Origin of the sequence: Oceanicola sp. S124 (genome assembly GCF_000220565.1) — a bacterium.
Classification (GTDB): domain Bacteria; phylum Pseudomonadota; class Alphaproteobacteria; order Rhodobacterales; family Rhodobacteraceae; genus Pseudooceanicola.
In genome coordinates, this window is sequence record NZ_AFPM01000196.1 from 1 (window position 1) to 20,475 (window position 20,475).

Genomic DNA, 20,475 nt, shown 5'->3' on the forward strand with positions numbered 1-20,475 from the left:
TGGCTTGAAGGCCAGGCCCGCCGCGCAATTGCCAGGGGCGGCTCGGCTCTGACCAGCTTCCGGCTTTACAACCGGAATGAGCGTGTCTCGGGGATCAGCCGCGATGTGCTGATCACCCTGGATGAATGGCTGGCCTGCGAGACCGACGCGCTGCCGCCACGCCAGGGCGGCGTGATCATCGGTATCGACCTCGGGGGCTCCGCCTCGATGACCGCCGCCGCCTTCTACTGGCCCGAGACCGGGCGCCTGGAATGCCTCGGCACCTTCCCCAGCCAGCCTTCGCTGCTGGATCGCGGGCAGACTGATGGCGTGGCCGGGCGCTACGTCGAAATGCAGGACCGGGGCGAGCTGTCGGTGCTGGGCGAGAAGACCGTGCCCGTGGCGCCCTGGCTGGTGGAGGTCATGAACCACGTCGCCGACCAGCAGGTGCTGGCCCTGACCGCCGACCGCTACAAGCAGGCCGAGCTGTCCGAAGGCATGGCCCGAGCCGGGGTGCGCGCGCCGATTGTCTGGCGCGGCCAGGGCTTCCGGGACGGGGGCGAGGACTGCGAGCGCTTCCGCCGTGCAGCCTTCGACGGCCAGGTCTGCGCCGCGCCGTCGCTGTTGCTGCGCTCTGCCTTCGCGGATGCGGTCTGCGTCCGCGACGACGCCAACAACATCAAGCTCGCCAAGGCCCGCTCGAATGGCCGCATCGACCCTGCCGCCGCTTCTGTGCTGGCCGTGGCCCAGGGCGCGCGGGTGGCAGCTCAACCCAAGAGGAAAGCGAGGATCCAATGGATGTGAACGCCGCAGCGCTCCGCCGCCAAATACAAATCACCCGTTCCGTAGAAATTGGCCATGATGGGCTGCAGCAAACCTTCGAATGGCAGCCCTTCGGCCCGACCCTCAGAGCATCGAGGACCGATGTTTCGGACGCCGAAAAGATGCACGCCTGGGGGCAAGAGCACCTGCTGGTCAGCCGCTTCGTCGTTCGCGCCACCGCGTTCACCCGCAGCATCCAGCACACTGACCGCCTGGTCTGTGATGGCCGCACCTTCGTTCTGGACGGCATCAAGGAAGTTCCGGGGCGCAGGCCGTTCTTGGAGCTGACTGCTCGCAGCTCGGGGCGGCTGAACCAATGAGCGTCCGGCGCGAGCATCACCGCTATTCGCAGAAGGTCACGCGGACAAAGCGTTGGAAGGTCCTGCGGGCCGAGATCCTGGAACGGGACCGCTACCGCTGCCGGTCCTGCGGCTGCGGCGGTCGGCTTGAGGTCGACCACGTGAAGCCGGTCCGGACCCACCCGGAACTCTCCTACGACCCCGAGAACCTGCAGGCGCTCTGCCCGAGCTGCCACACCCGCAAAACCCGGATCGAGTGCGGGCATCCCCCGCCCCGAGAAGACCGCCAGGACTGGCGGCAAGCCGTCGAGGCCATGTCGAGCCACGGCAAAACCAGCATCACCAAGAAGGATATCAAAGATGCTTGAAAGTGTGAAAATCGCCCGGCGCCAGTCGGAAATCCGCCAATCTCTGGCCGAGCTGTCTGCAAAGGCGACCCCGACCGAGGACGAAGTGCGCTCCATGGGCGACCTGGACCGCGAGTATCGCCAGAACGAAACCCGTTACCGGGCCGCGCTGATCGCCGAGGATACCGAGCGCCGGGACGCGGGCGAAGAGCTGGAAACCCGTTCCGCCCAGGAATGGGCCGAGCTGATGGCGGGCTTCGAGATGCGCCAGGTGGCGCTGGCCCTGGACGAGGGGCGCCAGCTCGACGGCCAGACCGCCGAGATCGTGACCGAGCTGCGCAGCGCGGGCGGCTTCCGTGGCATCCCCGTGCCGTGGCAGGCGCTGGAAATGCGCGCGGGTGAGACCGTCTCGACTGGCACCCCGGCGCCCTCGCAGATCCGCCCGATCATCGAACGCCTGTTCCCGGACAGCGTGGCAACCCGCATGGGCACCCAGATGATCAGCATCGACCGGGGCGCGGTGGAATGGCCGGTGACCACCTCGGCGGTGAGCGCAGGCTGGGCGAACGGCGAGGGCGGCAACGTGGCGGGTCCGACCGCCTACGAGACCGCAAACAAGGCCCTGGCACCGGATCACAACCTGGGCATTCAGATGCGGATCACCCGCAAGACGCTCCAGCAATCCGGTGGCGCGCTTGAGCAGGCCGTGCGCCGTGACATGAACGGCGCCATGGGCGTGGAGCTGGACCGAGCAATCTTCCAGGGCTCCGGCGCGGATGGCCAGCCGCTCGGGGTGATCTCGGGCGCTGGCACCTACGGCATCCAGGTGACCGCCGTTGACGCTCCCGGCCTCTGGAAAGCCTTCCGGGCAGGCGTGGTCCGCTTCATGAACAACACCACCGCCTCCAGCCCCTCTGATGTGAAAGCCCTGATCCGGCCCGAGCTCTGGGACTTCATGGAAGATGTGAAGGCATCGGACGCCGGGCCGATGTGGGAGTTTGACCGCCTGGTGCGCGCGCTCGGTGCCCAGAACGTCACCATGACCTCCAACGCGCTGGCTGTACCCGCAGGCGATCCCCTGTCCGTGTCCTCGCTGCTGACGACCCGCGCCGGTGGCGTTGCCCCGATCTTCGTCGGCTCCTGGGGCGCCATGGATGTGATCCGCGATCCCTATTCCGACGCGCAGTCGGGCGGCCTGCGGATCACCGCCCTGGCGACCATGGACGTGACCGTGGCCCGGCCCAAGCAGCTCCAGGTGCTGACCGGCCTCCAACTGGCACTGGCAGGCTGATGCTCTGGGGTGCCTCTTCCGGCGGCCTTGAGCTGCGCACCGAGGGCGGGGAAACCCGCCTTCGGGCAACCTTCCCCTATGGCCGGGCGACCGTGCTTGCCGAGGCGGGGCGGCTTGGCCGTGCGCGCCAGGAAGTCTTCGCGCCCCGGGCGTTCTCGCATCGCATCGAGGCGGGCGAGGACGTGCATTTCCTGTCCGGCCATGACTTCAACAAGCCTCTCGCCTCGCGCTCGGCAGGGACGCTGACCCTGATGGAAACCGACGAGGCCCTGACCATGGAAGCCCGGATCAGCCCGGACATGGCCCAGGTCTCCTATGTGCGGGATTTCCTGACCGCCCATGCTGCCGGTCTGATCCGGGGCCTGTCGCCGGGCTTCAAGGTCCGCCAGGGCGGTGAGCGGGTCGAGGAGCGCGGGGACGCAATCCTGCGCACCGTCCGTGCGGCCGACCTGGTCGAGATCTCGGCCGTCACGCGCCCGGCCTATCCGGACGCGCAGATCGAGGCGCGCAACTGGCAACCCCTGGGCGATGTCGCAGAGCGCGTCACCGCCTGGCACCACGCATCCCGCTGGAGGTAATCCGATGCTCAACCGTCTCTGGAACAAGCTCCGCCCGATCGAGACCAGGTCGAGCGGCGCCGGGTACACCGCCCAGGTGATGCAGGCCCGGGAAAGCTACATCGCCGGGCGCAGCGGCGTGGCCGAGCTCACGGCGACGGTGCAGAGCTGCGTCAGCCTATGGGAAGGTGCCTTCACCATGGCGGACGTGACCGGCACCGACCTGCTGGACCGGCAGAGCATGGGTCTGACAGCCAGGGCTGCGGCCCTGCGCGGGGAAGCTGTCTGGCTGATCACCGACGCGGGCCTGATGCCGGTGACCGATTGGGAAGTTACCACGCGGGGCGGGCGCCCTCGGGCCTATCGCCTGTCCATCCCCGAGGCGGGCGGCGGGCGCAGCCAGACCGCGCTGGCCGCCGAGGTGCTCCACCTGCGTATCGGCACCGAGACCGTGACGCCCTGGATCGGTACGGCGCCCCTGCGACGCTCCACGCTGACCGGCGGGCTGCTCTACGCGGTGGAAGAGGCCCTGAAAGAGACCTTTGAAAACGCCCCGCTCGGCTCGCAGATTGTCCCGCTGCCCGATACCGGCGCCGAGGACATGGCGAACATGCGCGCCGCCTTCCGAGGGCGCCGCGGCTCAACGCTGGTGATCGAGGGCGTGGCCCAGGCAACCGCGGCTGGTATGCACCCGCAGTCCGGCCAGAAGCCCGACCAGATCTCGCCGGACCTGTCCAGGTCGATGACGAGCGAAACCCTGCGCGATGCCAGGGCTGGGATCCTGATGGCCTACGGGGTGCTGCCCGCGCTGCTGAACCAGGCCGCAACCGGGCCGGTGGTCCGCGAAGCACAGCGTCAGCTCGCGATCTGGACCCTGCAGCCCATTGCCGAGCTGCTGGCCGACGAGGCCCGCGAAAAGCTGGGGGCAGATGTGCAGATCGACCTGATGCGGCCTCTCCAGGCATTCGACGCCGGGGGACGAGCTCGGGCGCTGTCTACCATCGTCAAGACGATGGCCGAGGCGAAGACAGCCGGCATCCCGTCCGAGGACGTGTCGAGCGCCATGCGGATGGTGGACTGGAAGGAATAAAAATAGGGCGGGCGCCCCTGGTGGTTCGACATCAACCTGAAGCGCCCCGGATTAGTCGGCGAGTACCGTAACAACCCCGACAGCGCGCGGCCTGGTCTCCTTCAGGCGCGGCGCGCGATAGCCCTAGAGCCTGTTGATCAATGCATCAAACGGCGCATCAAAGGAACCACTTACAAGCTCCACCTTCCCGCGAACGCTGAGTTCCTTCAGCACTTCAATCCAGATATTTATGGCCAGCGGCGCGATGTTTTCCGGCTCTTCGATCTTCAGGGAGCATTCAATCATCATGCGATCATAGCGCTGTAACTCGTCCGCCTTCACTTCTTGGACGTTAACAAAGACCATTATTTATTCCCTCTTCTCTTTCAGCCGCACTCCGGCCCCGCCACCATTCTCCGGGAGAAACTCAACCCCGCGGGCCTCTAACGCTGCTCGTATCGTCGCTATGGTTTCCCCGGCGACCACGGCCTCTCCGTTCTCCGCGCGGCGGATTGTCTTAGTTGTCTTTCCGCTCATCTCGGCCACTTCAGCCTGAGAAAGTCCAAGTATGGCCCTCGCGGCGCGCAATTGGTCTGGGGTCGTCATTTCGGGTTGTCCCATTTCGGACATTGCTGTATGTCTCATATCGGACAGTATCACACCAGGAGAACCTGACAATGCCCAAAGACCCCGCCTGCGGGAACGGTCCCGCTATGTCTCGCAGAAGCTTCGCAGCCCTCATCCCGGTTGCTGGCGCTACCGCACTTTTCCCCGCGCCTGTGAACGCGGCCAGCGAGATCGAGCTGCTTTATCTGAAGTGGGCCAAGACGCGTCAACGCTTCAATGAAAGGGATCTGGACGACGAAGAAACTGACACGTTGTTCAGGTCACTGGTCGAGCTAGAAGACAGGATCTCTGCTCTGCCCTGCCTTCAGGTCAAGGACTTGGCCTGCAAGGTCCTGATCGCAGACCTGGACGGCGCCATGGCCGACACGCAGTTTCAGATAGATCTGGTTTGCGAAGCTCGGAGACTCTCAAGCAGATCATCGAACATTGGCGAGTAGTCGCCAAATGGCCGCCCTCCTTTTCGTCAGGAGCGCAAATAGAGTTGACGTTTGTCTATTTGCGTCGTACGCAGAGATCATGAAATCTGCTGCATTCAACAAGCTCATCGCCAAAGCGTACACGAAGCCGGAGAAAACGGTGATCCTGTACGCGCGGCTCTTGAAAGAGGCAGGCATGTTGACGACTGGCGCTCGCGGTCGCAACGCCCCTGAAATGACCCCGCTGGATGCGGCGCGGATGACGTTGGCGATCCTCACCACCGATAGCCCGTCCCAGTGCGTGGAGCGGGTCAAGCGTTTCGGGCAGATCCCGTTTTCGCCTGATTTTAGGAAGCTGCTTCCCGGATACCGGACCATGAGCCCCGAACAGTTTTCCTCGCTGTTCGAGGGTGAAACGCTGGAAGAGGTTCTGGCGTTCATTTTCTCCCTGCCCAGATCGCTCGGCATAGAAGAGAGCTGCGCTTGGTATGACGCCAACAATTTCCACCTTCGTGTCTCAGACTTTCAAGTGCTCGCTGAACTCTTCCAGTATCAGTACGAAGGTAGCGAAATCGTTGGCGAGCTGGTTGCGCCATTCAAAGGGCAACTCATGATCAAGGGCCCGGAGGGCTGGCGGCATGTTGAGGGGTACTCGCCTATCCCCGGCGGCGTCGTGACCGTTCGCACGATCTCGGGCGCAAGTTTCATGAACATTAGTCTCGGACTTCTCGACGAGGGTCACGGCGACACGGAGGCTGTGTGATGGCGGCCCTTTCTTTGATCCTGGCAAGTGAAAGTAAGGCGGCGAAGCTTCTGGACATGAAGCCCTCCGATTTTCGCGCATTGGTCGATGCCGGCGTCTTGCCTAAGCCGGCCGAGATCGGCGGGTTCAAACGTTGGGACGTGGAGCAGCTGCGCGCGATAGCGTCCGGCGACCTGGCTAGCGGCCCGGCGGTGATCGAATGGTGACGCCTCGCAAGAAACTGCTTTGGCGGCATCCCGCTGGCCGCTGGTATGTCCGCAAGTACCTGAACGGCAAGATGATCTATCTGGGTCGAATTGAGGCCGTAGAAGGTACCGCTGAATTTGATCGCCAGTATTGGGAGATCGTGAGCGGCAAGAAAGCTGCGGCGAAAACCTCCTGGGGTGCGCTGATCGACGCCATGCGGGAGACCGAAAAATGGGCCAATTTCTCCCCCCGCTACCGCAAGGACCTGGAACCTGTCTTTGAGTATCTCAAGGAGAAGATCGGCTCTGCGGACGTGGCGCGACTAACTCAAGCTGACATCTATGATGCGATGGAGAGGAATCGGCACCGCGTTCGGTTCGCGAACTACATCCCGACTGCAATCAGCATGTTGTCCAAGCTGGCGATCCGCAAGCGGTGGCGCAAAGACAACCCGGCGATTGATATTGAGCCGCTCAGGGTGCCGAAGGCTCGGCAGAAACCACACTTGCCGTGGGCGAATTGGGCGGTGGACAAGATGCGCGCCGAAGGCGAGCCCCTGCCGCTGCTGATCTTTGAAATCGGCGTTGGCAGCGTGCAGCGACCCGGCGACTGGGTTGACTTCCAATGGGGCGACTATGACGGGGAAACCCTCAAACTGCGCCAAAACAAGACCGATAAGCCGCTGCATCTTCCATGCACCGAGGCGCTCAAGGCCGCGCTCGAACGCACGAAGGCTGAACTTTCGGTCGCACCGCATCCGGCGAGGCACATCCTGACACGGGCTGATGGCTCGGCGATGGATTATCACGCGATGGCGCGGGTCATGGTGCGGGAACGGAAACGGCTGGGGTTGATGGCCTTCGACCAACACGCCCTGCGCTATCGCGGCGTGATGGAATTGGCATGGGCTGGATGCACTGACGACGAGATCGCCAGCTACAGCGGTCACACATCGAAAGCGATGATTATCAAATACGCGGGGGAGGCGAGGCAGATCATGCGAGCACGTCAAGCTGCGGCAAAGCGCAAATGAACAGAACAAGCACAGAACGGGGAACTGATACCCCGGTTGATACCTTTGACAAAGGCATGGGAGCTAACCAGTTGAAAAGTATGGAGGCGAGTACCGGAATCGAACCGGTGTACACGGATTTGCAATCCGCTGCGTCACCACTCCGCCAACTCGCCATCCGTGGTGTGTTTCAGGCGTTTAGCGGATCGGCTCGCGCTCGGCAAGGGCAATTGCCACGCAGTGTATCAGAGCCGCGAGATCCGCCCGACACCTCCCCGGCGCGCGCCTTCCGCCCCTGGGAGCCTGGCACGCCTGCGGCCTCAGGCCGGGCAACGGCGATGGCAGTGCACCAACGCGCCCTTCCTTCTGGAAAAGCCCCCGGCAGGGCACTAGGTAACCCCCGTCAAGGTCGCGTCGCAGGCTATGCCCGCCGCTACGCCCTCCCCTAGGCAGGGGCGGCGGGTCCCGACTTGGGGCCGCGGCGGACCACCACATCTTGTGTTCGCGCAAAATAGAGCCCACCATGGCTCGTGACCCTCGTTGACCGGGGAACCAAGTGAGGAAGCAATGCCCGTCCATCTGATCAAGCTCTCCGTCGGCACGGAATCGGTCGAGGACCTGGCCGGCTGGCAGGCCCTGCGAATCGCACAGACAGGGGCACCGCCGCGTCATGTCACCCGCATGTGGCCGAAGCGCGAGGCCGAGATCCTCGGGGGCGGCTCGATCTACTGGGTGATCAAGGGACAGATCCAGGCCCGGCAGCGGATCGTCGGGCTGGAAGAGGTCGACCGCGGCGACGGCATTCGGCGCTGCGCCGTCGTGCTGGACCCGCAGCTCTACCGCGTGGCCCCGACCCAGAAGCGCCCCTTCCAGGGCTGGCGCTACCTCAAGCCCGAGGATGCGCCGCGCGACCTGCCCGCCGCGCGCGAGAGCGATGACAGCCTGCCGCCCGAGCTGGATGCCGCCCTGGCGGAAATCGGCGTGATCTGAACGAAAAGAGGCGGGCCCGAAGACCCGCCAAGTTTACCGAGGGTTGTGCAGGGCCTCAGAAGGCCATGCGGATGGTCTCGACCAGCGGATCATGACCCGGGTTGAAGATGCCGGACGCCAGGCTGTTCTGCGGCATCTTGTCGGTCTTGCCGCCAAGCGGGATCGTCACGCCGATGCGGACCGTGTCGGCCTCGGAAAGGTTGGTACCGCCGGCATTGAGCTGCAGACGTGCCAACTCGGCGCTGAGCACCATCGGCACACCGGCAAGATCGCCAAGGTCGTAGGAGGTGCCCAGCCCGACCTGACGCATCTCGAGCCCGAAGGCCTGCACCGACGTCATCTGCGCGGCCCCGAAGATCGCGATGGCATCGGTCACCTCGTAGTTGACCGCAAGACCCACCGAATGGCTGTTCAGGGTGTTGCCGTTGAAGCCGTATTCACCGAACTGCAGCGCAGCCGCGACCGCCAGGCGATCGGTCGGCGTCACGGCAAGGCTTGCACCGTAGTGCAGCACGTCGAGGCCGCCGGCGAAGTCGTCCAGCGCGTCACCGGCGATCCCGGTGCCAAGGTAGACTTCGAAGTCGGTGGTCTCGGTCTCCATGCCGATGGTCAGGCCGAGTGCGCTCATCACGATGTCGTCGCCACCGAGGCTGATGGCATCGCCGCCCAGGCTGCCGCGCTCGAGGTAGGCGCCCAGGGTCAGGCCGCTGGCGAAATGGTATTCGGGCGCGATGCCGAACTTGGTAGCTTCGACGGACTGGCCGTCGGCTTCGACGGACATCAGGACCACGTCCATGTCCAGCGACAGGCCGTTGCCGAAATCGAGGGAGGCCGCGCCGTCGAGGCTCAGCGTCTCGGCGTCACCGCCATCGTTGCTGGAGTTGGCATAGCCAAGCGTCAGCACACCGTCCCAGGTGGGGGCAGCCATGGCCGCGCCGCCGGAAAGGGCCAGCAGGGAGACGCCGGAGAGAATGAATGTCTTCATGGGATCAAACCTCTTGAGGAAACGAAATGGGTTCCAGGCCGGGACCCTGAAACTGCGGCGCTGATAGCGACGCATGAAGTATCTGAAAAGAAGAGATAAAAGGCATTGCGCGCGAAGGGCGGCACCGGTCCGAAATTCAACGCGCAGTACAACGATGGTGACAACGGTCGCCCGGCGGCTGGCGATGAGAGGGGCCGGTTCCCCTTGTTTGGGGGGTCAAGTCACAAGCGCGACAGACGTTAACGTCAACGCATTACAACGTGTCCCAGGCGCCACTCCATTCGATGGCGTTCGGTAAATCCCCGCTGCGCGAAGCAGTGATTCGCCCTGATCCGGGGATGCTCCGGCGGGTTCAGCACGAAAAAAGCCCCCTCCGCGCAGACGGAGGGGGCCTCGCCCGGAACCTTCGGCCGGGATCAGTCGAGATCCAGGCGCTCGATCAGTTCAGCCAGGGTGGCGCGCTCCTCTGCGCTCAGCGCGGCGCGGCGCGAGCGGAACAGGGTGGCCTGGCTCTTGAGCACTAGGGCATCCGAGAGGATCTTCAGGTGGTTGGCGCGCAGGGTCTCGCCGGTCGAGGTGATGTCGGCGACAGCCTCGGCGGTCTCGTTCTTGATCGTGCCCTCGGTGGCGCCCTGGCTGTCGACCAGCTGGTAGTCGGCCACGCCGTGCGAGCGCAGGTAGTCGCGCACCAGGCGGTGGTACTTGGTGGCGATGCGCAGGCGGAAGCCGTGGGTGCGCCGGAACAACGCGGCGGCGGCGTCCAGATCGTCCAGCGTCTCCACGTCGACCCAGAGCTGCGGCACGGCGATGATCAGGTCGGCATGGCCGAAGCCCAGCTCGGCCAGCTCCTCGACCTGCTGGTCCCACTGGCCCAGCTTCTCGCGCACGAGGTCGGTGCCGGTGACGCCCAGGTGGATGCGGCCCGCGTGCAGCTCGCGCGGGATCTCCCCCGCCGAGAGCAGCACCAGCTCGACCCCCTCGATACCCTCGACCCGGCCCGCGTATTCACGATCCGAGCCCGACCGGCCCAGGGTCACGCCGCGCGCGCCGAACCAGTCGAAGGTCTTTTCCATCAGTCGGCCCTTGGAGGGCACACCCAGCTTCAGGCCCATAGACCGTCCTCCAGTTCGACCATCAGGCCGGGGCGCAGGATGCCCCCGACAGCCGGAATGCCCTCGGGCTTGCCGGCCGCGCGGCCCAGCTCGCGGGTCAGCGCGTCATAGCGCCCGCCCGAAGCCACGGCGGGCAGGTCGGGACGGCGTTCGACGACGAAGCCGAAGACGAAACCGTCGTAGTATTCCATATGGGTCCGCCCGTAGGCGGCCTCGAATTCCAGCGCCTCGACATCGACGCCCCGTGCGGCAAGCGCCTCCGATCGCCGCGCCACGCGTTCGACCGCCCCTGAGATCGAGCGCAGGTCGACGGCAATGTCGCGCAGCTGCTCCAGGGCGAAGGGCAGCGTCTCGCGCACCTTCAGGATGGCTTCCAGCAGCTCGACCTCGGCTGCCGGGATCGGGGCGGCGGCGGCATCGGCACGCAGGGCGTCCAGACGGGCAGCAACCTCTGCGCGCGAGCGCAGGCCGATCTCGGGGCCGGCGCAGGCAAAGGGATCGGACTGGGCCAGCAGCGCGGCGCGCCCGGCGGGTTGCGGCGTGCGCCCTGCATAGCGGTCCAGAAGCTGCTTGAAGCGCGCCGGGCGCCAGATGTGGCGGCGCAGGGCGTTCTTGCGCGCCTCCGTGGTGTCCAGCCCCGCGACGGCGGCCATCAGGATGCCGATATCGCCGGTGGTGGCCTTCAGGCCAAGCGGCGCCACCGCATGCTGGAGCCGGGCAAAGACCTCGGCATCGGCGGCCTCGGGGTCAGAGCCGTCGAAGATCTCGAAGCCGACCTGAAGGTATTCATTGGCGCGCGCCTCGTCCTCTTCCTGGCGGCGAAAGACCTCGCCCGCGTAGGTATAGCGGGCCGGCTCGGCACCGCCGGCCATGTGCATCTGCACCACCGGCACGGTGAAGTCGGGGCGCAGCATCTGCTCGCCCCGCAGCGCGTCGAAGGTGGTGTAGGCTCGGGCGCGCAGGTCCTCTCCGTAGAGGTCCAGAAGCGCTTCGGCCGAGACCAGCACCGGCGCCTCGACCACGGCGGCGCCCGCCGCCTCGAAGCCTGCGCGCAGCAGGGCGGCGCGGTTCTTGACCCGCGCCCGGTCAGGGGTTCTGTTCGGCATGGCTCAGGTCTCTTCCGCGTCCGGCCCGGACGAACTGTCCCCGCCCTGGCTTGCGAGGATCTCGCGGATCTTCGCCACCATCTGGTCACGGGGCACCTCGAACTGGCTCGGGCGCTCCTTCCATTCCTCCAGCGTGGCGTTCTCGGCGATCTTGGCGCCCAGGATCAGGTCCTTCAGCTGCACCACGCCGCGCGCCTTCTCGTCCTCGCCCTCGATGACGGCGATGGGGGAGTTGCGCTTGTCCGCGTATTTCAGCTGGTTGCCGAAGTTCTTCGGGTTGCCAAGGTAGACCTCGGCGCGGATGCCCTCGCGGCGCAGCTCGCCGACGATGGCCTGGTAGTCGGCCATGCGGGCCTTGTCCATCACGGTGACGACGACGGGGCCCTCGGCGCGGCCGCCGACGCGGCCCTTGGCGCGCAGGGCGGCCAGCAGGCGGTCGACGCCGATCGAGATGCCGGTCGCGGGCACTTCCTGCCCGGTGAAGCGCTTGACCAGACCATCGTAGCGCCCCCCGCCCGAGACCGAGCCGAACTGGCGCTTGCGGCCCTTCTCGTCGAGGATCTCGAAGGTCAGCTCCGCCTCGAAGACCGGGCCTGTGTAGTAGCCGAGGCCACGCACCACGGAAGGGTCAATGACGATGCGGTCGGCGCCGTAACCCTGCGCTTCCAGCAGGCTGGCGATCTCTTCCAGCTCGTCGACGCCCTCGGCCCCCACGGCAGAGCCGCCAACGGCGGCGCGCAGGTTGGCCAGGGTCTCGGCGACCGTCTCGCCCTTGGAGGTCAGGAAGGCCAGCACCGGCTCAGCCTGGGCCTCGTCCAGTCCCACGCCGTCGATATAGGCGCCGGAGGCATCCAGACGGCCCTTGCCGAGCAACTGGCGCACGCCCTCTTCGCCGACCTTGTCGAACTTGTCGATGGTGCGCAGCACGTCGGCGGCCTGGGCTTCGTCGGTGACGCCCATGGCCTCAAGCACGCCGTTCAGCACCTTCCGGTTGTTCACCCGGATGATGTAGTCGCCACGCGGGATGCCGACCTCTTCGAGGCAGTCGGCCAGCATGGCGCAGATCTCGGCATCCGCCGCGACCGAGGCAGAGCCCACGGTATCCGCATCGCACTGGTAGAACTGGCGGAACCGCCCCGGCCCCGGCTTCTCGTTGCGCCAGACCGGGCCCATGGCGAAGCGCCGGTACGGCGTCGGCAGGTCGTTGCGGTGCTGGGCGTAGACCCGGGCCAGCGGGGCCGTCAGGTCATAGCGCAGGGCCAGCCAGTCGCCCTGATCCTTCTCGTCGAACTCCTGCCAGGCGAAGACGCCCTCATTCGGGCGGTCCACGTCAGGCAGGAACTTGCCAAGCGCCTCGACGGTCTCGACGGCAGAGCTTTCCAGCGCCTCGAAGCCGTAACGATGGTAGACGGCGGCGATCTTCGCCAGCATTTCCGTCCGCTCCGTCACCTCGGTCCCGAAATAGTCCCGGAAACCCTTGGGGGTCTCCGCCTTGGGACGCGGGGTCTTCTTCACCTTGGCCATCGTTTTCCCTCGCGTTCTATCGCGCGTGCGGCATAGCTCATGGGGCAGAGCGGGGCAAGCGCGGCCACCTCTCCGCTGACGGCGAAGGAGGGCACTTTCCCTTAGCGCCCCCGGGGATACGTGTTATGATCACATTTCCCCCAAAAGGCTCCGTCGGGGAAAGTGTTTAAAGATTTCGGAGGATGACGAATGCAAGCCCTGGAAGAGAAGATCGCGCATCTGACACGGACGGTCGATGACCTGTCCGACACCATCGCGCGGCAACAGGGAGAGATCATGATGCTGACCCGCCGCGTCCAGATGCTCATGCAACGCGAGGCCGAGCGGGAAGCGGCTTCGGGCAGCGGAATCTACATGGGTGAAGAGCGTCCGCCGCACTACTGAGGCCCCGGCAAACCGACCGAGCTAGCGACGCGTGGAAAGGGTCAGACCTCTTCCACCGCCAGCACCCCCGGCAGCGACTTGATGGCCCCCTTCACCTGCGGCGTGACGGGGAATTCGACATGGGCGTCGACCTCGACCTCGCCCGGCAGGGCCGGGTCCATCAGGCAGAAGTGGATCGGCCCCTTGGCCACGCCGCGCACCGTGTCGGCAGTGCCTGCCAGAACCGAGGCCACCGAGGGGATCGCGCCGGCCTCTTCGACAAAGATCTTCAGCCCGATGGCACCCGCATCGGCCACCGCCTGATCCATCGGCCCGATGGAGCGCGCCAGCAGCTTGAGCTGGTCGGCCTCGACATTGGCCTCGACCGTCAGCACCACCTTCGAGCCGTTCTCCAGGAATTCGCGCGACTTTTCCAGCGTCTCGGAGAAGATCGTCACCTCGTAGGCGCCCGTCGGATCCGAAAGCTGGGCGAAGGCAAAGCGGTTGCCGCGCGCAGACTTGCGTTCCTGCCGGCCGGTGACGATGCCCGCCATCTTGGCGATCACCGGCTGCTCCATGGCCTGCTTGTGCACCTCGTCCAGGGTCTTGACCTGCTTGCGCTTCAGCGCGCCCATGTAGTCGTCCAGCGGGTGCCCCGAGAGGTAGAAACCAATGGCCTTGAACTCTTCCGCCAGCCGCTCGGCAGGCATCCAGTCGTTGACCGGGGCAAGGCGCGGCTCGGGCAGGTCGTCGCCCGCCTCGCCGAACAGCGAGACCTGGTTGGAATTCTTCTGATCCCAGAAGGCGGCCGAGTAGCTGACCAGCGCTTCGAGCGACTCGAAGACCTTGCGGCGGTTGCGGTCCAGCTCGTCGAAGGCGCCGGCGCGGGCCAGCATCTCGAGCGGCCGCTTGCCGACCTTCTTCAGCTCGACCCGGCGGGCGACATCGAAGAGCGTGGCGAAGGGCTTGTCCCGGCCATCCTGCTTGCGCCCCTCCTCGACCAGCCGCATCGCGTCCACGCCGACGTTCTTCAGCGCGCCGAGGCCATAGACCAGCGCCCCGTCCACCACCTTGAACTGCGCATTCGAGCGGTTCACGCAGGGCGGCACATAGGGCAGCTTGAGGCCCTTCTTCACCTCCTGGAAATAGATCGTCAGCTTTTCCGTCAGGTGGATATCACAGTTCATGACGCCTGCCATGAACTCGACCGGGTGGTTGGCCTTCAGCCAGGCCGTGTAGTAGCTGACCACCGCATAGGCGGCGGCGTGGGACTTGTTGAAGCCGTAGTTGGCGAATTTCTCCAGAAGGTCGAAGACCTCGGTCGCCTTCTTCTTGTCCACCCCGTTCTTGGCCGCACCGGCCTCGAACTTCGGGCGTTCGGCGTCCATCGCCTCCTTGATCTTCTTGCCCATGGCGCGGCGCAGAAGGTCGGCGCCGCCAAGCGAATAGCCCGCCATGACCTGGGCGATCTGCATCACCTGTTCCTGGTAGACGATGATGCCCTGGGTCTCGGCCAGGATGTGGTCGATCGAGGGATGGACCGAGGTGATCTCGCGCAGGCCGTTCTTGACCTCGCAGTAGACCGGGATGTTCTCCATCGGGCCGGGACGATAGAGTGCGACGAGGGCCACGATGTCCTCGATGCAGGTCGGCTTCATCTGCTTCAGCGCGTCCATCATGCCGGTAGATTCCACCTGGAACACAGCGACGGTCTTGGCGCGGGCGTAAAGCTTGTAGGTCTTCTCGTCGTCCAGCGGGATCAGGTTGATCTGGTTCTCGCCGCCCGGCGTAGGTTCATAGAGCTGCGTCCCATCCGCCGCGATATGCAGGTCCCGGCCCGAGCTGTGGATCTGCTCGATCGCGTTCTGCACCACGGTCAGGGTCTTCAGCCCGAGAAAGTCGAACTTCACCAGCCCGGCCTGTTCGACCCATTTCATGTTGAACTGCGTCGCCGGCATATCGGATCGCGGATCCTGGTAGAGCGGCACCAGCTCATCCGTGGGACGGTCGGCGATGACCACACCGGCGGCGTGGGTCGAGGCGTTCCGCAGCAGCCCCTCGACCTGCTGGCCATAGGTCAGCAGGCGGTTCACCACCTCTTCGTTGCGCGCCTCTTCGGCCAGGCGGGGCTCGTCGCGCAGGGCCTGTTCGATACTGACCGGCTTCACCCCCTCGACCGGGATCAGCTTGGACAGCCGGTCGACCTGGCCGTAGGGCATCTGCAGCACCCGGCCGATGTCGCGCACGGCGGCCTTGGACAGCAGCGCACCGAAGGTGATGATCTGCCCCACCCGGTCGCGGCCATACTTCTGCTGCACGTAGCGGATCACCTCTTCGCGGCGATCCATGCAGAAGTCGATGTCGAAGTCGGGCATCGACACACGTTCCGGGTTCAGGAAGCGTTCGAACAGCAGAGAGTAGCGCAGCGGATCAAGGTCGGTGATGGTCAGCGCATAGGCCACCAGAGACCCAGCCCCCGAGCCCCGCCCCGGCCCCACCGGGATGCCGTGGTCCTTGGCCCACTGGATGAAGTCCGCCACGATCAGGAAGTAGCCGGGGAAGCCCATGCCCTCGATGATGCCCAGCTCGAAGTCCAGCCGCTTCTGGTACTCTTCCTCAGGCACTGCGTGGGGGATCACCGCCAGGCGTGCCTGCAGCCCCTCGTTGGCCTGGCGGCGCAGTTCGGCGACCTCGTCATCGGCGAATTTCGGCAGGATCGGGTCACGGCGATAGGCCATGAAGGCACAGCGGCGGGCGATCTCGACCGTGTTCTCGATGGCCTCGGGCAGGTCGGCGAACAGCGTCGCCATTTCCTGCGGAGACTTGAAGTAATGCTGCGCGGTCAGCCGGCGGCGCGGTTCCTGCTGATCGACGTAGGAGCCCTCGGCGATGCAGATCAGCGCGTCATGGGCCTCGTACATATCGGGCGTCGGGAAGTAGACGTCATTGGTGGCGACAAGCGGCAGCTCCATCGCATAGGCCATCTCGACGAAACCGCGCTCGGTCAGCTTCTCGGGCTGAGGCAACCCGCCGTCCTCGGGGTGGCGCTGCAATTCGACATAGAGGCGATCCGGGTAGATCTGCGCGAAGCGTTGCAGCAGGGCCTGGGCCTCGGGGCGGTGGCCGGTCTGCAGCAGGGCACCGACCGGGCCGTCAGGACCTCCGGTCAGGCAGATCAGCCCCTCGGAATACTGCGCGAGCTGGTCCATCGTGACCTCGGGCAGCGCGCCCATCTTGTCCACGTAGAGACACGAGTTCAGCTTCATGATGTTCTCGTAGCCGCGCTCGGTCTGCGCCAGCAGGACCACCGGCCCCGAGGGGCGCTGCTTGTCGCCCGGTTGCGGCTGATGCCAGGCCACAGAGACCTGGCAGCCGATGATCGGCTGCACCCCCGCCCCGCTGGCGGTGACGGAAAATTCCAGCGCCGAGAAGCAGTTGTTGGTATCCGTCACGGCGACGGCAGGCATCTCCATCTTGGTGCAGAGGCCCGGCAGCTTCTTCAGCCGCACGGCCCCTTCCAGGAGGGAATATTCGGTATGGACGCGGAGGTGGATGAATCGGGGCTCGCTCATCCGACAATGGTATGGCGCGGGCGGGGCGGCAACAAGGGCCGCTTGCCCGGCGCGCGAGCGCCCGCCATAGTCGCCGGGACTGCCCGAGGAGAGCCAGATGGACGAGACCCGTGACCTTCGGCTGACGCGCCTGATCAAGGCTCCGCCCGCCGCGCTCTGGCGCTGCTGGACCGAGCCGCATCTGCTGTGCCAATGGTTCTCTCCCGCCCCCGTCGAGACCACGGAGGCGGTGATCGAACCCCGGGTCGGCGGCCGCTTCTTCACCCGCATGCGCCTGCCGGAGGGAGAGCAGATCGCCTCGGACGGCTGCATCCTCGCCGCCGCCCCGAACCAGATGCTGGCCTTCACCGATGCGCTCGGACAGGGCTTCCGCCCGCTGGGTCAGGGTTTCATAACGGCGATCATCTCGTTCGACCCGGCCGAGGGTGGCACCCGCTATTCCGCGACGGTCCTGCATGCCGACCACGAGGCCCGGCGGCGGCACGAGGAGATGGGCTTTCACGAGGGCTGGGGCCTTGCCACGCAGCAGCTTGCCGCCCTCGCAAGCAAGATCAAGACCTAGGCGAAAGCCCGAAAAAGCGGCAGTATACAGGCGGTAAATACTTGCCAAGCCCTTGCCCTGCCGCTTTTCTGGGCTGTACGACGGGGATCGCCGTTCCTTCTACGCCGCATCGAAGGAACCGGACATGGCGCAATCTGTATGGCGGCGGTGATAGCAAATGACACTCTCCTTTCACCTGAACGGAGAACGGGTGGACCTCTCGGGGGTCTCGCCGACGATGACGCTGCTCGACTGGCTGCGGATCGACCGCGGGCTGACGGGCACCAAGGAAGGCTGCAACGAGGGCGACTGCGGCGCCTGCACGGTCATGGTGACCGGAGAAGACGGACCGCGCGCGCTGAATGCGTGCATCCTGTTCCTGCCCCAGCTTCAGGGCCGCGCCGTGACCACGGTCGAGGGTCTCGCCCCGCCCGAGGGCGGGCTGCACCCGGTGCAGCAGGCGATGGTGGATCACCATGGCTCGCAATGCGGGTTCTGCACGCCGGGCTTCACCGTCTCGATGGCCACCGCCCAGCTGACCGGCGAAACCGACCATGACCTGACGCTGGCGGGCAACCTCTGCCGCTGCACCGGCTATGCGCCGATCATCCGTGCCGCCGAGGCCGCCGCGCAGGCCCCTGCCCCGGCCCATCTGCCGAAAAGCTTCCAGATGCCCGTTGAGGGCGAGGGCCTGGCCTTCCAGCCCGAAAACGCTGATGCGCTGGCCGAGTGGTACGAGGCCCACCCCGAGGCGACCCTTGTCGCCGGGGCCACCGACCTCGGGCTGCATGTGACCAAGGCGATGCGCAACCTCGGTCAGGTCGCCTTCCTCAATCGCTGCGCCGACCTGAAGGGGATCGAGGTCAGCGAGACCGAGATCCGCATCGGCGCCATGGCCACCTGGTCCGAGCTGCTGCCCCGGATCGCCCCCCATCACCCCGGCCTCGCCGCCATGCTGCGCCGCTTCGCCTCTGTGCAGGTGCGCAACGCCGCGACCGTGGGCGGGAACATCGCCAACGGCTCGCCCATCGGGGACGGGCCGCCCGCGCTGATCGCGCTCGGCGCCACGCTGCATCTTCGGAAAGGCGCCACCCGGCGCAGCCTGCCGCTGGAGGACTTCTTCCTCGACTACGGCAAGCAGGATCGTGCGCCCGGCGAATTCGTCGAGGCCGTGTCGATCCCCCGCCAGGCGGACCGGCTGGCCTGCTACAAGCTGTCCAAGCGCTTCGACCAGGATATCTCGGCGGTCTGCGGCTGCTTCTCGATCACCGTCGAGGATGGCATGGTCACCGGCGCCCGCATCGCCTTCGGCGGCATGGCGGGGGTGCCCAAGCGCGCCGCCCATGTCGAAGCCGCGCTGATTGGCCAGCCCTGGGAGATGGCGACCATCGAGGCTGCCGTCCCCGCTTGGGCCAAGGACTTCACCCCGATGAGCGACATGCGCGCCTCGGCCGACTACCGTCTGAAGGCGGCGCGCAACATGTTGCCGCGCTACCTGCTGGCCGATCTCGGCCAGGATGTCGATCTGCTGGAGGTCGAGGCATGAGCGAACAGGTCCGCAAGCCCCTGCCCCATGACAGCGGCCCGCTGCATGTCACCGGACAGGCCCGCTACATCGATGACATCCCCCTGCCCGCCAACACGCTGCACCTGGCCTTCGGCACCTCGCCCGTGGCGCGGGGCGAGATCACCGCGATCGACCTCTCTGCCGTGCGCGCCGCGCCGGGCGTGGTCAAGGTCATGGTCGCCGGGGATCTGCCCTTTGCCAATGACGTGGCCTCGGCGCCGGTACATGACGAGCCGCTGCTGTCGACCGGCCGGGTGAACTATGTCGGCCAACCGATCTTCCTCGTGGCCGCCACCAGCCACCACGCCGCCCGCAAGGCCGCGACGCTGGCGAAGATCGAGATCGCCGAAGAGACGCCGATCCTGACCGTCGACGAGGCGCTGGCGGCGGAAAGCTACATCGAATACCCGCCGCTGGTCTGGTCCAAGGGCGATGCCGAGGCCGCCATCGCAAGCGCCCCCCGCGTCATCGAGGGGCGCATCGAGATGGGCGGGCAGGAGCATTTCTACCTCGAAGGGCAGGCCGCGCTGGCCCTGCCGCAGGAAGGCGGCGACGTGCTGGTCAGTTCCTCGACCCAGCACCCGACCGAGATCCAGCACAAGGTGGCCGAGGCCATCGGCAAGCCGATGCATGCCGTCCGCGTCGAGAGCCGCCGCATGGGGGGTGGCTTCGGCGGCAAGGAGAGCCAGGGCAATGCGCTGGCGGTCTCCTGCGCCGTGATCGCCTCGCTGACGGGCCGCCCGGCCAAGATGCGTTACGACCGCGACGACGACATGCAGATCACCGGCAAGCGCCATGATTTCCGCATCGACTACCGCGTCGGCGTCGATGAGACGGGCCGCATCCTGGGCGTCGACTTCAAGCAGTACACCCGCGCCGGCTGGTCGCAGGACCTGACGCTGGCCGTGGCCGACCGTGCCATGCTGCATACCGACAACGCCTACCTGCTGGACCACGCCCGGATCGAAAGCCACCGGCTGCGCACCAACATGTGCTCGGCCACCGCCTATCGCGGTTTCGGCGGGCCGCAGGGTGTCGTCGGGATCGAGCGGGTCATCGACCACGTGGCGCATGAGCTGGGCATGGACCCGGTCGAACTGCGGCGGGTGAACTACTACGCGGATCGCCCGGTCGAGGCGGCGGAGGGGGGCGCTGCCCCCCGGCCTGCGGCCCCCCCCCGGAGTACTTCGGGCTCGGTGATGGACGTGACCTCACGCGCTGCGGCGGGGGCCTTCCCGGTGGAGGGCGATGCGCGGCCCGCGACCGAGGGACAGACGACGCCCTACGGCATGAAGGTCGAGGATTTCATCCTGCACCGGATGACAGAGCGCCTGCTGGAAAGCAGCG

General features: G+C 66.1%; 22 protein-coding genes and 1 tRNA gene. 15 read left to right on the top strand and 8 right to left on the bottom strand.

Going from position 1 to position 20,475, the window contains the following annotated elements; translation table 11 throughout:
• The 6 genes from OS124_RS0113755 to OS124_RS0113780 form a co-directional block, all read left to right on the top strand.
• Positions 1-783 (top strand): terminase TerL endonuclease subunit (locus OS124_RS0113755; protein WP_010140291.1); only part of this gene is annotated, 783 nt, incomplete at its 5' end.
• Positions 774-1,121 carry a head-tail adaptor protein gene (locus OS124_RS0113760; protein ID WP_010140292.1) on the top strand — a complete coding sequence of 116 codons (348 nt, stop codon included), beginning with the start codon at positions 774-776 and terminating at the stop codon, positions 1,119-1,121. The genes OS124_RS0113755 and OS124_RS0113760, both read left to right, overlap by 10 nt.
• Positions 1,118-1,468 carry an HNH endonuclease gene (locus OS124_RS0113765; protein ID WP_010140294.1) on the top strand — a complete coding sequence of 117 codons (351 nt, stop codon included), beginning with the start codon at positions 1,118-1,120 and terminating at the stop codon, positions 1,466-1,468. The genes OS124_RS0113760 and OS124_RS0113765 overlap by 4 nt, the downstream gene beginning before the upstream one ends.
• On the top strand, positions 1,461-2,738 hold the full coding sequence (locus OS124_RS0113770; RefSeq protein WP_010140295.1) for a phage major capsid protein: 1,278 nt from the start codon (positions 1,461-1,463) through the stop codon (positions 2,736-2,738). Before OS124_RS0113765 ends, OS124_RS0113770 begins: the two co-directional genes overlap by 8 nt.
• The gene (locus tag OS124_RS0113775; protein ID WP_010140296.1) at positions 2,738-3,316 is read left to right on the top strand and encodes an HK97 family phage prohead protease; all 579 of its coding nucleotides are present in this window, start codon (positions 2,738-2,740) and stop codon (positions 3,314-3,316) included. Before OS124_RS0113770 ends, OS124_RS0113775 begins: the two co-directional genes overlap by 1 nt.
• Before the next feature lie 4 nt (positions 3,317-3,320).
• Complete coding sequence (locus OS124_RS0113780) at positions 3,321-4,385, top strand: phage portal protein (protein ID WP_010140297.1); 1,065 nt, start codon at positions 3,321-3,323, stop codon at positions 4,383-4,385.
• 123 nt (positions 4,386-4,508) lie between these two features.
• Here the strand turns inward: OS124_RS0113780 and OS124_RS0113785 are convergent, their stop codons facing one another.
• Entirely contained in the window at positions 4,509-4,730 is a 222-nt protein-coding gene (locus tag OS124_RS0113785; protein ID WP_010140298.1) for a hypothetical protein, read from the bottom strand.
• A gap of 3 nt (positions 4,731-4,733) precedes the next feature.
• Entirely contained in the window at positions 4,734-5,009 is a 276-nt protein-coding gene (locus OS124_RS0113790) for a helix-turn-helix domain-containing protein (RefSeq protein WP_337459427.1), read from the bottom strand.
• Between the two features lie 32 nt (positions 5,010-5,041).
• Between OS124_RS0113790 and OS124_RS0113795 the strand changes: the two genes are divergently transcribed.
• The 4 genes from OS124_RS0113795 to OS124_RS0113810 all read left to right on the top strand — a co-directional run bounded on the left by OS124_RS0113795 (position 5,042) and on the right by OS124_RS0113810 (position 7,389).
• Positions 5,042-5,428, top strand: a complete 387-nt coding sequence (locus tag OS124_RS0113795; protein WP_010140300.1) for a hypothetical protein — start codon at positions 5,042-5,044, stop codon at positions 5,426-5,428.
• Between the two features lie 79 nt (positions 5,429-5,507).
• Positions 5,508-6,170 (top strand): hypothetical protein, encoded by a 663-nt coding sequence (locus OS124_RS0113800; protein WP_138919539.1) that lies wholly within the window; start codon positions 5,508-5,510, stop codon positions 6,168-6,170.
• The gene (locus tag OS124_RS0113805) at positions 6,170-6,376 is read left to right on the top strand and encodes a hypothetical protein (protein WP_010140303.1); all 207 of its coding nucleotides are present in this window, start codon (positions 6,170-6,172) and stop codon (positions 6,374-6,376) included. The genes OS124_RS0113800 and OS124_RS0113805 overlap by 1 nt, the downstream gene beginning before the upstream one ends.
• A complete protein-coding gene (locus OS124_RS0113810) occupies positions 6,370-7,389 on the top strand; it encodes a tyrosine-type recombinase/integrase (RefSeq protein WP_010140304.1) in 1,020 nt (339 codons plus the stop codon). The genes OS124_RS0113805 and OS124_RS0113810 overlap by 7 nt, the downstream gene beginning before the upstream one ends.
• A gap of 81 nt (positions 7,390-7,470) precedes the next feature.
• On the opposite strand, the gene OS124_RS0113815 is transcribed toward OS124_RS0113810, so the two are convergent.
• Positions 7,471-7,544: transfer RNA gene (locus OS124_RS0113815), tRNA-Cys, on the bottom strand.
• 391 nt (positions 7,545-7,935) lie between these two features.
• Between OS124_RS0113815 and OS124_RS0113820 the strand changes: the two genes are divergently transcribed.
• On the top strand, positions 7,936-8,358 hold the full coding sequence (locus OS124_RS0113820; protein WP_010140305.1) for a DUF1489 family protein: 423 nt from the start codon (positions 7,936-7,938) through the stop codon (positions 8,356-8,358).
• Between the two features lie 55 nt (positions 8,359-8,413).
• On the opposite strand, the gene OS124_RS0113825 is transcribed toward OS124_RS0113820, so the two are convergent.
• The 4 genes from OS124_RS0113825 to hisS form a co-directional block, all read right to left on the bottom strand.
• The gene (locus tag OS124_RS0113825; RefSeq protein ID WP_010140306.1) at positions 8,414-9,343 is read right to left on the bottom strand and encodes a hypothetical protein; all 930 of its coding nucleotides are present in this window, start codon (positions 9,341-9,343) and stop codon (positions 8,414-8,416) included.
• A 416-nt stretch (positions 9,344-9,759) separates the two neighbouring features.
• Positions 9,760-10,455: an ATP phosphoribosyltransferase gene (gene hisG / locus OS124_RS0113830; RefSeq protein ID WP_010140307.1), complete on the bottom strand. Its 696-nt coding sequence runs from the start codon at positions 10,453-10,455 to the stop codon at positions 9,760-9,762.
• Positions 10,446-11,561, bottom strand: a complete 1,116-nt coding sequence (locus tag OS124_RS0113835) for an ATP phosphoribosyltransferase regulatory subunit (protein ID WP_010140308.1) — start codon at positions 11,559-11,561, stop codon at positions 10,446-10,448. The genes hisG and OS124_RS0113835 overlap by 10 nt, the downstream gene beginning before the upstream one ends.
• A 3-nt stretch (positions 11,562-11,564) precedes the next feature.
• Positions 11,565-13,085 carry a histidine--tRNA ligase gene (gene hisS, locus OS124_RS0113840; protein ID WP_010140309.1) on the bottom strand — a complete coding sequence of 507 codons (1,521 nt, stop codon included), beginning with the start codon at positions 13,083-13,085 and terminating at the stop codon, positions 11,565-11,567.
• A gap of 189 nt (positions 13,086-13,274) precedes the next feature.
• On the opposite strand from hisS, the gene OS124_RS0113845 reads away from it, so the two are divergent.
• Entirely contained in the window at positions 13,275-13,469 is a 195-nt protein-coding gene (locus OS124_RS0113845) for a SlyX family protein (RefSeq protein ID WP_010140310.1), read from the top strand.
• Between the two features lie 41 nt (positions 13,470-13,510).
• Here the strand turns inward: OS124_RS0113845 and dnaE are convergent, their stop codons facing one another.
• Positions 13,511-17,020, bottom strand: a complete 3,510-nt coding sequence (gene dnaE, locus OS124_RS0113850; protein ID WP_010140311.1) for a DNA polymerase III subunit alpha — start codon at positions 17,018-17,020, stop codon at positions 13,511-13,513.
• A 97-nt stretch (positions 17,021-17,117) separates the two neighbouring features.
• Between dnaE and OS124_RS0113855 the strand changes: the two genes are divergently transcribed.
• From OS124_RS0113855 to OS124_RS0113865, 3 genes are all read left to right on the top strand, one after another.
• Positions 17,118-17,582, top strand: a complete 465-nt coding sequence (locus tag OS124_RS0113855; RefSeq protein WP_010140312.1) for an SRPBCC family protein — start codon at positions 17,118-17,120, stop codon at positions 17,580-17,582.
• A 157-nt stretch (positions 17,583-17,739) separates the two neighbouring features.
• Positions 17,740-19,107: a xanthine dehydrogenase small subunit gene (xdhA, locus tag OS124_RS0113860; RefSeq protein ID WP_029375432.1), complete on the top strand. Its 1,368-nt coding sequence runs from the start codon at positions 17,740-17,742 to the stop codon at positions 19,105-19,107.
• Positions 19,104-20,475: molybdopterin cofactor-binding domain-containing protein (locus OS124_RS0113865; protein ID WP_010140314.1), on the top strand; the 1,372-nt coding region annotated here is incomplete at its 3' end. The genes xdhA and OS124_RS0113865, both read left to right, overlap by 4 nt.